Origin of the sequence: Simplicispira metamorpha (assembly GCF_004341365.1) — a bacterium.
Classification (GTDB): domain Bacteria; phylum Pseudomonadota; class Gammaproteobacteria; order Burkholderiales; family Burkholderiaceae_C; genus Simplicispira; species Simplicispira metamorpha.
The window spans coordinates 48,225-61,416 of record NZ_SLXH01000005.1; the positions used below are offsets into that span (position 1 = coordinate 48,225).

The following is a 13,192-nucleotide window of genomic DNA, read 5'->3' on the forward strand; positions in this document are numbered from 1 at the left end:
TCTGGTTGGCAAAACCATGCATCGCGCTACGCTGGAGCACCTCTTCGCTCGCAGGTCTGCGCCATGGAAACTTTGCCCTCTTCCGATCTCAAAACCATCCTGCACTCCCAGCGGGCCAATCTGTATTACCTGGAGCACTGCCGGGTGCTGGTCAACGGCGGGCGCGTGGAATATGTCACCGACGAAGGCAAGCGATCTTTGTACTGGAACATTCCCATCGCCAACACCACCACGGTGCTGCTGGGCACCGGCACCTCAGTCACCCAAGCGGCCATGCGCGAGCTGGCCAAGGCGGGCGTCATGGTGGGCTTTTGCGGCGGGGGTGGCACGCCGCTGTTCAGCGCCAACGAGTTTGAACAGGAAGTGGCCTGGTTTGCGCCGCAAAGCGAATACCGGCCCACTGAATACCTGCAACACTGGGCGCGTTTCTGGTTTGACGAGGCGCTGCGCCTGGCCGCAGCCAAAGCCTTGCAGTCGGCGCGCCTGCGCTACCCGTTGCGACATTGGGGCGAGCACGGGCGCGCCAAAGAAGGGGTGTTTGCCGTACCGCTCGACCGCCTTGCTGCGCTGGTCACGCAGACCACCGCCGCCGTGACCGCCGCGCCCGATGTCACGCACCTGCTGGCCCTGGAAGGGCGGTTGACCAAGCAGCTCTACCAGATGGCGGCACACGCCACGCAAGCGGGCGATTTCACGCGCAGCGCGCGCGGCCAGAGCCGCGACCCGGCCAACACCTTCCTCGACCACGGCAACTACCTGGCCTACGGCCTGGGCGCCACCGCCACCTGGGTGCTGGGCCTGCCCGCCGCACTGGCGGTGCTGCACGGCAAGACGCGGCGCGGCGGCCTGGTGTTTGACGCGGCCGACCTGGTCAAGGACGCCATCGTGCTGCCGCAAGCTTTCATATCGGCGGCACGCGGTGACACCGAGCAGGAGTTCCGCCAGGCCTGCATCGAGCAGCTCACCCGCAAAGAGGCGCTGGATTTCATGATCGACACGCTCAAAGCCATTGCCCTGGAAACCGGGCGTCTGGCAGCTCAGGGTGCAGCACCCGGGGCGGCCAGCACGGCAGCCCCTGAAGCCGCAGTGCCCACAGCACCGGGGACTGGCGCATGAACATCCTGCTGATTTGCGAGTGCGACAAACGTGCGCTGAAAGAAACCCGCCGCATCCTCGATCAGTTTGCCGAGCGCCGAGGAGAACGCACCTGGCAAACCCCCATCACCCAGAATGGCCTCGACACCCTGCGCCGCCTGCTGCGCAAAACCGCCCGCAAAAACACCGCCGTGGCCTGCCACTGGATTCGCGGCCTCGACCACAGCGAACTGCTGTGGGTGGTGGGTGATGCGCGCCGCTTCAATGCCCAAGGCGCCGTGCCCACGCACACCACCCAGCGCAACGTGCTGCGCGCGCAGGATGAAAACGACTGGCACCATCTTCCCGCCATCAGTGCGCTCACCGCGCTGGCTGCCTTGTTGCACGATCTGGGCAAGGCTACGCAAGCGTTTCAGGATCGGCTGCACAACCCTGCGGCGCGGGAGCGCAACCACTACCGCCACGAATGGGTATCGGTGCGGTTGTTCCAGGCCTTCGTGGGCACGGACGACGATGCTGGCTGGCTGCAGCGACTGGCTACTGCATCCGATGCCGATGTGGACGCCGCCGCTTTTGAAGCGCTGTGGCTCGACAAAAGCACGCACCTGTTCTGTGATGGTCTGAGCGACGCCGGTTTCAGTGACAAACAAAAGGCCGAGCGCAATCCCTTCAAGGTACTGCCGCCCCTGGCACAAGCAGTGGCCTGGCTGGTATTGACGCACCATCGCCTGCCGTGCAAACCTGTAAAGAATGAAGCAACTGCATCGGACGAAGCGCCGGAAGGCGGTGGCTTCGCGTGGCGGCGCTTCGGTGCCAAGCCCAAATTTTTGAATCGCATCCATCTCGATGGTTTGCTGGAGCAAGTCAACGCCGACTGGAACGAACCACGTGAATCGCCCAGCCCCACCAACCTGAGCGCCTACTGGGCTTTTCCGCACGGTCTGCCGGTGGGCAACCCAGCGTGGCGCAAGCAGGCGGCACGCTTCGCCCGCAAACTGCAAGCCCTGCCCCCCGGCACTTTCGGCGCACTGTGGCCCGCAGACCCGTTCGTGGCCCATGTGGCGCGCTTGTGCTTGATGCTGGCCGACCACCATTACTCCAGCCTCGGCCTGCAAAAGCCTGAACAAACCAGCAGCCCTTTACGTGACCAGCCTGTGCCCGAGCGCACGGCATACCTGCAACCGCACGCCAAGCTGCACGCCAACACCACTTCCAATGCCGCAGGAAAAAAGGTGTGCAACCAGACGCTGGACGAGCACCTGCTGGGCGTGCAGGCCCATGCCAGCGTGATCGCCCGCGCCTTGCCCAGCCTGGTGCGCAGCCTGCCCGCGTTACCGCACCACAAAAGCCTGACGAAGCGCACCAGCAACGTGCGCTTTCAATGGCAGAACAAGGCGACCGATTTGGCTGCCAGCGTGCGCCAACACGCGGCCCAGCAAGGTGCATTCATCGTCAATATGGCGTCCACCGGCTGTGGCAAAACACTGGGAAACGCCCGCATCATGAATGCGCTGGCTGACCCCCAACTGGGCCTGCGCTGCGCCTTCGCCATGGGTTTGCGCACGCTGACCTTGCAAACCGGGCGCAGCTTCCAGCGTGATCTGGGCCTGAGCGACGACCAACTGGCCATCAAGGTCGGCGGCGCCGCCAGCCGCGAACTGTTTGCCTACTATGAAGCCCAGGCCGAGGCCACCGGCTCGGCCTCTACACAAGAATTGCTGGATGAAGGCGGGCAGGTGCTGTTCGAGGGCAACGATCAGCACCCCTTGCTCATGCGCCTGACCAGCGACGCGCAAACCCGCTCGCTGCTGGCGGCGCCGCTGCTGGTCTGCACCATCGACCACCTCACGCCCGCGACCGAGAGCCTGCGCGGTGGGCGCCAGATTGCGCCAATGCTGCGGCTGATGACAGGCGACCTGGTACTCGACGAGCCGGACGACTTTGACATGGCCGACCTGCCCGCACTCACCCGGCTGGTGCATTGGGCGGGGCTATTGGGTTCGCGCGTCTTGCTGTCTTCCGCCACCTTGCCGCCCGCGTTGGTAGAAGGGCTGTATCGGGCCTACCGCGATGGGCGCACGCACTACCAGCGCCACCGGAGCGAGCGCCCCGACGAGCCGCTCAAGCTGTGCTGCCTGTGGGTGGACGAGTTTGCGCAAACCCACGCCGACTGTGCCAGCGCGAACGACTTTCGCACGGCACATGCCGAGTTCGTCCGCCGCCGCTGCGCCGCCCTGGCAAAGGCAGAGGTACGCCGCCGCGCCGAACTGGTGCCGCTGCCATCCGATTGGCAGGGGCTGGACAAAGCCACCCGCCGTGAAAGCTTTGCCTATTTCGTGCTGCAGCACGCATGGCGCCTGCACCAGGATACGCAAAACCATAGCATCGACCCCGCTACTGGCAAGCACGTCAGCTTTGGCCTGATCCGCATGGCCAACATCGATCCGCTGTTTGACGTGGCTTTGGCCATGTTTCGACTTGGCGCTCCGGCGGCCAACGTGCGCATCCATTTGTGCGTGTACCACTCCCAGTTCCCGCTGCTCACGCGCTCTGGCATTGAACATGAACTTGATAGTGTGCTCCATCGGCGGATCGACAAAAGCGCGGCGAATGGTGATAAAGACCCTGCCTTGCAGCGTCCCGCCGTCCGCGCCCTACTGGCCTTGTATCCAGAGCAGCACCACCTGTTCGTCGTGCTGGGTTCACCCGTCACGGAGGTGGGACGCGACCACGACTACGACTGGGCCGTGGTGGAGCCGTCCTCCATGCGTTCGCTCATCCAGTTGGCAGGCCGGGTGCGAAGGCATCGGGCAGGCGCCGTGGAACGCACCAACATGGCGGTGCTGGACAGCAATTTGCGCAGCCTGGAGCAAAAAAATACGGAAGACGCCGTGTATTGCAAACCCGGCTTTGAAATGAAACGGGTGCAGTCACCCAAAGGCTTGCAACCTACCGACCTGCGCGACTCAGCCACGCACTTTCATTTGCAATCTCACAGCTTGGCTGAGCTGTTGCCCGAGTTGACCGCCCAAGGCGGCGCCATCGACGCACAAGCCCGCATTGCACCGCGCGACAAACTGCAACCCAAAGCCCTGTGGGTGGACTTGGAGCACGCCCGTATGAGCGACACCATGTTGCCGCGCGAAGCCAGCAGCCGCTTCTTTACCCCGGTGGCGCGCGATGCCACCTTGCATTGGTCGGCACCTGGCAGCGTGTGGCTTACCGGCTTATTACCGCAGTACCAGCGGTTCCGCTACGACCCGCAGCCCCGCGTAGATGTAGCTTTGCTGCCCGACGAGGATGCAGAGACACTGATCCTGCACCGCGTGGACGACGGCGCTGGCCCGCGTGAAAAGCTGTTTGTACCCATCCAGAGTCTGGTCACCCCTGTACCCGATTCTGAAGTGCGCGGCGAGCGCATCACTGCCTGGATGCAACTGGACTTGATACAAGCCCTACAGCAATGGGCAGAGCACCATGACCAGCCACTGCGCCGAAGTGCTGAAAAGGTCGCCACCGCCAGCCTGCCTGATCAGCAAGAAGGCTGGCGTTGGCATCCTGTCCTGGGGTTTACGGGCAAAAACTGAAGGGGCTACGCCGACAGAAAGCGCAATGGATAAACCGCTTCTACGTCAGACTGCAATGCCGCATTGAGCTCTGCGGTGCGCAGATCGTAAGCAGTTTGCAGATTCAGCCAAGACTGTGCATCGCCGCCAAACGCGCGGCTCAGTCGCAGTGCGGTATCGGCGGTGACTCCCCGCCGCTCCAACACGATATCGTTGATGCGCGAAGCGGGCACGTGCAAATGCTTTGCCAACGCATTCGCGCTCAAATTCATGGGCTTGAGAAAGTCTTCCCGCAAAATTTCTCCGGGATGCACCGGGCGCATGCCATTCTTGATCATGTTCAAACTCCTGCCCCTGTTCCCCCGAGGCGCGGGATTTTGGCTGCCTCAGTGGTAATCCACTATTTCCACATCAGTCGCCCCTTTGTCTGTCCAGACAAAGCAGATGCGCCACTGGTCGTTGATGCGGATGCTGTGCTGGCCTTGGCGATCCCCCACCAGCATTTCCAGCCGGTTGCCCGGCGGGCTACGCAAGAAATCCAGCGTCGTCGCGGCTTCCAGCTGAGCCAGCTTGCGTTCAGCCACATTCTGGATGTTGGCAAATTGGCGGGTTTTTCCGCTGGTGAACAGACGCTGTGTTTCCTGGCATTTAAAGGAAGTGATCGCCATACAAGTTAATTTATACCGCTTACCGATATTCGGTATGTCTGCCTATGCGGCAGTAAACAGAAATTTCACCCATGAGGTGACTTTTCTAAGCTGCCTTTTCGGCAGGGGTCGAACCTTACACCAGGAAATAGCGCAAAAAAATCATTTTATAACAATGAGTTGACTGGAAAAAATTTTGACTGCAAGATGAAACTACAGTTGAAAAGTCAGCCAAATGGGGCAAAAAAGCTATCTACCGGTTTCAAGATGTGTTCAGTTTTAACAGGGAGGATGAGTTGGAAAACAAAGAAGAATCCACTGAGCGAAGCCAGCGCATACGACAGACCATGCAGGCCCATGTAGCCAGCCGACTTGCCAAGGCATTGGCCAAGTGGGATGGCAAGAACGACGCCATGGCACGCCAGGCCATTGTTGCTGCACATGAAAAATACCAACTTGCCGCTATTTTGGAGAAAGGGCGCAAGGCCAATGGCATGACCATTGCCACCCACACGACTAAAGGCATCCATCCTGATCTCAAAATCAAGCACACCACCAACCTTGCGGTTTGCTTTGAGGAGCTTCCGACGCTTGATGAACTTGGTTCACACGTTCTGAATTCACAAGAAAGCCTTGCGGATGCAACGGGGGACGGCGCCTACAACGCCTCCGCTTATGAGCTTTACCTTTTGTTGGACTGCAAGGTGGAAGGCGCGACATTGGGAGCGCTCTTGCAGTCGAGTGACGCTGATGCGGTGAGTGCTCTTGGCCACGAGCCTGTAGAAGCAGAGCAAGTGGCGGAAGAAATCGTTTTTTTACTGGAAAACAAGTGCGTCAAGCCAGCGACACATGCACTCGGAAAGCAAATTTACTGGCTTTCAGGAACCAACCCCTCCAGCGATAAAGACTATTGTTTATTGGCCCCGTTGTATCCGGCATCGCTGGTGCATCAAGCCTATTTACAGATTCACCCCACCAGATATGGACTGAAAAATCTGGCTGCACGCAAGGCAAGGCGTGACGGCAATGTCCATGAGTGTGCTTATGAAGAATACCCAGACTGGGCACTCCAAAAAATGGGCGGTACCAAACCACAGAACGTGTCACACCTCAACAGTGAGCGCAGGGGTGACAACTATTTGCTGTCATCACTGCCACCGCCTGCGTGGAAAACTAATCAGCGCTACTTGCCGCTGCACGCCAACTCGGTGTTTGAGCGCGCGTTTGGCACACGGCGCACAGTGCGCGGCGCAGTCAAAACTTTCTTGGCATTTTTGCTGACCGACCCGGAACCTAATCGCCCCACTCGCCAGAAGGTGGATAACTTTCTGGACAGCTTGATAGACGAGTTGATCGTTTATGCCGGTGAATTGCAATCACAACCTGCCGGCTGGACGCTGGATAAACGCTACGAAAATTTGGCACTGCCAGAAAAGCTCTGGCTGGATCCTCAGCGGGCAGCAATGTCGGATGAAGGGGAATTTGCACAGCACTGGCTTCGCCAAGAATGGCCGACGCAAGTGGGCAAACGATTTGCACATTGGCTCAACGCCCAACTACAGGGCAAGCTCCCCGTAGGGGATGCCGAAGCGCGCGAATGGCAACGGGTGCTGTTGTCCGATGAATCGTTCATGGTTACCGGAGGCGCCGCATGAGCCCGCCCCGCGCAACTCAACCACAGGCTGTACTGGTGCTCCCGCACCTGCGCGTACAAAACGCCAATGCCATCTCCAGCCCGCTCACGCATGGTTTTCCGTCCATCACCGCCTTCACCGGCCTGATGTGGGCGCTGGAGCGCAAGCTGGTGCAGGCGGGTATCGCACTGCAACTGCTCCAGGTCGGCGTGATCTGCCATGCGCACGACGAACAGGTGGTCGATGGCTACGTGAAGACCTTCCGCCTCACGCGCAACCCGGTCGGCAAAGACGGCAAAACGGCAGCCATTGTGGAAGAAGGACGCATCCATCTCGACATTACTTTGGTGTTTGGGGTGGCAATGCCTGACACCGCTGCGCTGATTCAAGCAACAGAAGACCAGTCACAGGCGCTGGCACAGGAAGCTTCACAGGTGTTGTCAACGATGCGCATTGCGGGCGGCACGGTACTGCCCACACCGCCCACACCGGGCCGTCGCACACGCCCCTGGCTGGCACTGCTGCCCGAAGATGCCGAGGCCCAGGCCGCCGCGTTCAAACAATGGCGCCGCCAGTGGCTGCCCGGCTATGCGCTGGTGGGGCGCGACGATCTGCTGGCAAAACGCCTGGCCCATCTGCAACAAACTCAGCCCGACGCCACGCTGCTCGATGCCTGGCTGCATGCCGCGCGTTTCAACCATGCGCCCATTGCGGCAGCAGAAGGTGAAGCGCCACAGGCGGACGGCAAAGTGCGCTGGGCCGATCCGCTGCGTGGCAAGGGCGCAGGCTGGACAGTGCCCATCCCCGTGGGCTACACATCGTTGACCGGCAAGCCTTACGGCGCAGGCGAAGTAGCCCATGCGCGCGACAACACCACACCGTTTGCGTTTGTGGAGTCGGTGTACTCGCTGGGTGAATGGATCAGCCCGCACCGGCTGCACAACGTGCAATCGCTGCTCTGGGACGCCGAAACCGATAGCGAAAAAGGCCTGTACCGCTGCCGCAGCGGCTATGTGCCGCCGGACACGGATGCAGACACGTTGGATAACGATGAGCCGGATTTTGATTAACGGATGCATTGACTACACGGCGCTGTGATGTCTGCCGCGCTGTTTCCACACACTCTTTGAAAGATTTGAACCATGTCTGAAAAACTCACCACCGCCTCCGTCCTCGCCTTTGAACGCAAGCTGGACCCATCTGATGCCGTGTTCCACGCCGGCCTCTGGGCCGACCAGGCACATGCCAACGCTTGGACACCCGTCACCGTCCGCGAGAAATCGGTGCGCGGCACCATCTCTAACCGTCTCAAGACGAAAGACCAAGACCCGGCCAAACTCGACGCTGCCATCGAAAACCCCAACCTGCAAACCGTGGACGTTGCCATGCTCCCCAGCGACGCTGACACCCTGCGCGTGCGCTTCACGCTGCGCGTGCTGGCGGGCGTGGGCACCCCATCGGCCTGCAACAGCGCCCCCTACCAAGCCAAACTGCTGAGCACCGTCAAAGGCTATGTGGACACCCACGGCTTCACGGAGCTGGCCCAGCGCTACGCAGCCAATCTGGCCAATGGGCGCTTCTTGTGGCGCAACCGCGCAGGGGCAGAAAGCGTGCAAATTACCGTGGAGCAGTTGAAAGACGGCCAAGCCCAAAAATCCTGGTCTTTTGATGCTCTAGCCCTTGATATGCGTGCGCTTGACGCTATCAATAGTGAAGTAAAAACCCTCGGGCAAACCATTGCCGATGGCTTGGCTGGAAAAGAACACGTCTTGCTGCAAGTGACCGCTTTTGTGCGCGTGGGCGCGGGCCAGGAGGTGTTTCCGTCGCAAGAGCTGATTCTGGACAAGGGCAGCAACAAAAAGAGCAAGACGCTCTACAAAATTGGTGAGCTGGGCAAAGAAGTAGCTGCCATGCATTCGCAAAAAATCGGCAACGCCATCCGCAGCATCGACACCTGGTATGAGGGTGCCGAAGAGCAAGGCCCGATTGCCGTCGAGCCCTACGGCTCCGTCACCACCCAAGGCAAGGCCTACCGCCAGCCCAAACAAAAAATGGACTTCTACACACTGCTGGACAACTGGCTGCTGAAAGACCAAGCGCCCCCTTTGGAGCAGCAGCACTTTGTGATGGCAGTGCTGGTGCGCGGCGGCGTGTTTGGCGACGCGGGCAAGGAGTAAGCGCCATGGCCCCCTTGAGCCACTACATCGACCTGCACCTGCGGCCCGACCCGGAAACCACGCCCCCCCATTTGCTGGCTGCGCTGTACACGCGCTTGCACCGCGCACTGGCGGCAGCGCCCACAGCGCCAGCGGGGCCGGGCATTGCGGTGGGTTTTCCGGGCTACGACAGCCGTCGCCGCACCTTGGGCGAATGTCTGCGCCTGTACGGCGACGAGGCCACGTTGCAGCCCTGGGCCACCGGCACGTGGTTGGGCAGTTTGCGCGACCATGTCCGCAGCACCGCTCCGCTGCCGGTGCCTGCCGATGCGGCACACCGCACGCTGCGCCGCATTCAGGTCAAAAGCAGCCCCGAACGCCTGCGCCGCCGCCTGATGAAGCGCCACCAGCTCACCGACGAACAAGCCCGCCAGCGCATCCCCGACAGCGTGGGCCGCATGACCGATTTGCCCTATGTGCAACTGGCCAGCACCAGCACGGCGCAGCAATTCAAGCTCTTCCTGGCCTTGGGGCCAGCCCAGTCGCAACCGCAGGCGGGGGACTTCAACAGCTACGGCCTGAGCGCCACCGCCACCGTGCCGTGGTTTTGACCCTTTTTGAAGGCGCCCGCCGAGGTGGTTATGAATCAACAACTTACGGCGGCCTGAAATAAAAGGGTTTGGACGATGGAAATGCCTGAAACCCTTGCTGCGCAAGGGCTCCGGGCAGAATGGGCCGTTCACTGCCGCATAGGCAGCTCAGAAAAAGCACCGTTCCCTTATCAGTTCGCGCTCAAAGTTCACTGCCGCATAGGCAGCTCAGAAAATCTCGGCAGCGGCGCCTTGCGTGACGCCAAACGTTCACTGCCGCATAGGCAGCTCAGAAACGGATGGAAACGAGGCCAGAATGATCCCGCAAGGTTCACTGCCGCATAGGCAGCTCAGAAAACCAACCAGCCTTACATCCAGCCCGGAATTAAGTTCACTGCCGCATAGGCAGCTCAGAAAAATAAGCACTGACCCGACGTGGTACGAGTGCAGTTCACTGCCGCATAGGCAGCTCAGAAATTCACTTCATTGTCTGCGTCACGCTGCTGGCCGTTCACTGCCGCATAGGCAGCTCAGAAAATCGACGCGCAGCATGCGATCTACGAGACCGTGTTCACTGCCGCATAGGCAGCTCAGAAATTAGATGAAAAATAGACGTGGCGGCCACCCTTCGTTCACTGCCGCATAGGCAGCGCAGAAACTGGATGGCAGCCAGCGCCGTGGCCTTGAATTGTTCACTGCCGCATAGGCAGCTCAGAAAGAAAAGCTGGAAGCCGAACTGCCAGATGGCCCGTTCACTGCCGCATAGGCAGCTCAGAAATGCTTGGCAAGGCAAAGGCCGTGCATGATGCCGTTCACTGCCGCATAGGCAGCTCAGAAATGACGTGTACCCAGTCGGCTTTACCGCTGCGAGTTCACTGCCGCATAGGCAGCTCAGAAAATTCGCCCGTGGAATCCCCCACCAGCGCCACAGGTTCACTGCCACATAGGCAGCTCAGAAAACGCCAGAAAGCGCCCCGGCCAGCCCCAGCGCGTTCACTGCCGCATAGGCAGCTCAGAAATGCGAGGCCATCGTGCAGGCCTTGGACACACAGTTCACTGCCGCATAGGCAGCTCAGAAAAGTTGACGACAGGCCCGCAGGGGATTGCCCGAGTTCACTGCCGCATAGGCAGCTCAGAAAAATACACATGGGTTGTTCGGTTTGAAACCGAGGTTCACTGCCGCATAGGCAGCTCAAAAAACAAAACGGGCATGGGCGCACTGGCATGAAAAGTTCACTGCCGCATAGGCAGCTCAGAAAGAACTGGTACGACGCATTGGCGTGGCCCGCCAGTTCACTGCACCACAGGTAGCCCCAACCACCCCGTCATCAGTCACTTTTTGATAGCTGCTTGCGCATACCCTGCGCGGCTTACAGGCCAATTTGGCTTCAAATTCTCATGGCATGTGCGCTGGTGCTGGCACGGTATAGCGCTGGTCGGGGTGGTTTTCCTGCTCTGGCAGGGTGTAGGCCAGTACGCCGCTGGCCACCATGGGGCTGAGGTAGTTGCGCACCAGTTTCTTGTGGTCTTGCTTGCCCAGGACGAGGGCAATCTCGCGCGAGCTCAGAGCGCGCCAGGCGCACAGGTCGCGCAGCAGGTCGTGCAGGGCTTCGCGGCGGGGTTTGGTGCCGGGCGCGGGGATACGCGCCAGGATGGACTCAGGAATAGACCCCAGCATCTGGTGCCCATTTTCAATAGGCTGGAGCCCATCAGGGCCAATGTGGTGCCCATATTCGCTTGACTGGTGCCCTTTTAAAATAGGCTCCAGCCCATTCTCAGGAGGTGGTGCCTGTTCCAGAATGGGCTCCACTGGCAGCGCAGCAACAACGGGCGCTGCCAATTCGGCCAGGCGCTCCTGGGCCAGGGCGCCCAGCAGCCAGTGGGCGCGCTCGCCCTGGCCGTGCGCTTGCAGCAGGCCCAGTTGCTCCAGGCGTTGCAGGTGGGCGCTGGCGGTGGTGGCGTCGCTGCGGTTGATGGCGCTGTAGGTGGCGGCGTCGATCTGGCCGCACTCGCGCACCAGCACCAGGGCGCGGGCTTCTTCGTCGCTGAGGGCTTCGCGGGTCAGGCGGCGCAGCCAGGCGCGGTCGTCGGGGCCAAGGAACTGGTGGAACAACAACGTGGCCACAAACTGGTCGGCGCTGCGCTGCGATGCCAGGGTGGGCGGCAGCAGGTCGTGGGCCAGCATCTGCTCGCGCAGGGTGCGGATGCCGCTGCCTTTGGTGCTGGCCAGGCGCACGTCGTGCAGCACGGCGGCAATGCGCGGGTTGCGCAGCAGTGCGCCGGGTGCGTCCCACTGCGCGCTGGGTTTGAGGGCGTGGCCGGGGTTGCGGATTTCCAGCCGGTTGTCGTAGCGGATGATTTGCACCGGCGCCTGTAGCCGGTAGCTGCGGTGCAGCACGGCGTTGACGATGGCCTCGCGCACCGCGCGCTGGGGCAGGCTGTCGTCGTGGGCGGCGGGGCCGTCGGTGCCGGGGGCGGGGGCTGTGAGTTCGTAGCGCACGGCGTTGCTGGCGCGGCGGATGGCGGCCAGCAGCGGGGCGCGGATTTCTTGCGTTTCGTAGGGCGCTTCGGGGTCGGGCGCCCACACACGGCCCGGCACGCGGATGTAGTCGATGCGCGCCATGGGCAGGCAGCGGCGCAGCGCCAGCGGTGTGCCAAACAACACGATACCGGCCACTGTGGGGCGCAGTTGTTCACCCTCGCCTTGCGCGCAGCCCAGGGCGCGCAGCAGGTCGTGGTCGTTCCAGATCAGCTCTTCGGCGCCGGGGTGGGCCTGGCGGCGCAGCTGGCGGTATTCCTCCAGCGCGGCGGGGTCGATGTCGTGCCACTGGGCATCGGGCAGCACGGCAGCGTCCAGCGTGGTGGCGTGGCGGGCGGCATACAGGGCGGCCAGATCGTCTTCGGTGCCGGGCTGGTCGCTGCTGCCAATGCGCCGGTAGGCACCGCGCGGCAGGCCCTGGTGCGCCAGAAATACCGGCTTGGTGGCGGGCGCGGCCTCGGGCAGGTAGGCGACAACCACGGTGTGCCCGGCCAGCCGCTCGGTGCGCACCTGCGGGCGCAGCGCGGTGTTGAAGGCGCTGGCGCAGTGCCGGGCCAGCTCGGCCTGCAACTGCTCGGGCTGGGCCACGCCCACGACGCGGTAGCGCGGGGGTGGCTCGGTGGTGGTGGGCGCATCGGGTGCGGGCTGGGCCTGGGGGACGGCAGATGCGGGGGCAGTGGCCTGGTCTGCGAGCGTTGCCGGGGCCGTCCAGGTGCTGGGCACCGCCGGGGCTGTCGGGGCGGCGCCAGTGCCAGGGGCGCTGGGGGCGGCGCTATCGGGCGGCACGGGCTCCAGGCCCCACAGCAGGTAGCCGCCGCCCTGCCCTGGCTCGTTGGCAAAAGCGCAGAGGGTGCGCAGGGCAGCGCGGTCTATGCGGGCGTGGCCGGGGGCTTCGATGCGGCGCGATGCGCCCAGCGACAGCAGCTCCTGCAGCAAGTCTTCTGCGGTGCGGTTCATGGTGTTTT

9 protein-coding genes and 1 CRISPR repeat array are annotated in these 13,192 nt (G+C 62.0%); of the genes, 6 read left to right on the forward strand and 3 right to left on the reverse strand.

The genetic code is table 11. From position 1 onward, the window contains the following. Positions 1-63 precede the first annotated feature (63 nt). Both cas1f and cas3f read left to right on the forward strand, forming a co-directional pair. Positions 64-1,116, forward strand: coding sequence for a type I-F CRISPR-associated endonuclease Cas1f (gene cas1f, locus EV674_RS03995; protein ID WP_119012104.1), 1,053 nt, complete (start codon positions 64-66; stop codon positions 1,114-1,116). Continuing rightward, positions 1,113-4,682 (forward strand): type I-F CRISPR-associated helicase Cas3f, encoded by a 3,570-nt coding sequence (gene cas3f, locus EV674_RS04000; RefSeq protein ID WP_119012105.1) that lies wholly within the window; start codon positions 1,113-1,115, stop codon positions 4,680-4,682. Before cas1f ends, cas3f begins: the two co-directional genes overlap by 4 nt. Before the next feature lie 5 nt (positions 4,683-4,687). Here the strand turns inward: cas3f and EV674_RS04005 are convergent, their stop codons facing one another. Both EV674_RS04005 and EV674_RS04010 read right to left on the reverse strand, forming a co-directional pair. Further along, positions 4,688-4,999 (reverse strand): HigA family addiction module antitoxin, encoded by a 312-nt coding sequence (locus tag EV674_RS04005; protein ID WP_119012106.1) that lies wholly within the window; start codon positions 4,997-4,999, stop codon positions 4,688-4,690. A gap of 48 nt (positions 5,000-5,047) precedes the next feature. Beyond that, a complete protein-coding gene (locus tag EV674_RS04010) occupies positions 5,048-5,329 on the reverse strand; it encodes a type II toxin-antitoxin system RelE/ParE family toxin (RefSeq protein WP_119012107.1) in 282 nt (93 codons plus the stop codon). 275 nt (positions 5,330-5,604) lie between these two features. On the opposite strand from EV674_RS04010, the gene csy1 reads away from it, so the two are divergent. The 4 genes from csy1 (at position 5,605) to cas6f (ending at position 9,709) form a co-directional block, all read left to right on the forward strand. Then, positions 5,605-6,963 (forward strand): type I-F CRISPR-associated protein Csy1, encoded by a 1,359-nt coding sequence (csy1, locus tag EV674_RS04015; RefSeq protein ID WP_132750361.1) that lies wholly within the window; start codon positions 5,605-5,607, stop codon positions 6,961-6,963. After that, entirely contained in the window at positions 6,960-8,012 is a 1,053-nt protein-coding gene (gene csy2, locus EV674_RS04020; protein WP_119012109.1) for a type I-F CRISPR-associated protein Csy2, read from the forward strand. Before csy1 ends, csy2 begins: the two co-directional genes overlap by 4 nt. Positions 8,013-8,084: 72 nt before the next feature. Next, the gene (csy3, locus tag EV674_RS04025) at positions 8,085-9,119 is read left to right on the forward strand and encodes a type I-F CRISPR-associated protein Csy3 (RefSeq protein ID WP_119012110.1); all 1,035 of its coding nucleotides are present in this window, start codon (positions 8,085-8,087) and stop codon (positions 9,117-9,119) included. Between the two features lie 5 nt (positions 9,120-9,124). Beyond that, positions 9,125-9,709, forward strand: coding sequence for a type I-F CRISPR-associated endoribonuclease Cas6/Csy4 (gene cas6f / locus EV674_RS04030; protein ID WP_119012111.1), 585 nt, complete (start codon positions 9,125-9,127; stop codon positions 9,707-9,709). A gap of 126 nt (positions 9,710-9,835) precedes the next feature. Beyond that, a CRISPR array of direct repeats spans positions 9,836-10,947; the repeat unit is 28 nt; unit sequence GTTCACTGCCGCATAGGCAGCTCAGAAA. Positions 10,948-11,084: 137 nt separating this feature from the next. Here cas6f and EV674_RS04035 read toward each other — a convergent pair. Continuing rightward, positions 11,085-13,184: an ATP-binding protein gene (locus EV674_RS04035; RefSeq protein ID WP_165887068.1), complete on the reverse strand. Its 2,100-nt coding sequence runs from the start codon at positions 13,182-13,184 to the stop codon at positions 11,085-11,087. Positions 13,185-13,192: the final 8 nt, after the last annotated feature.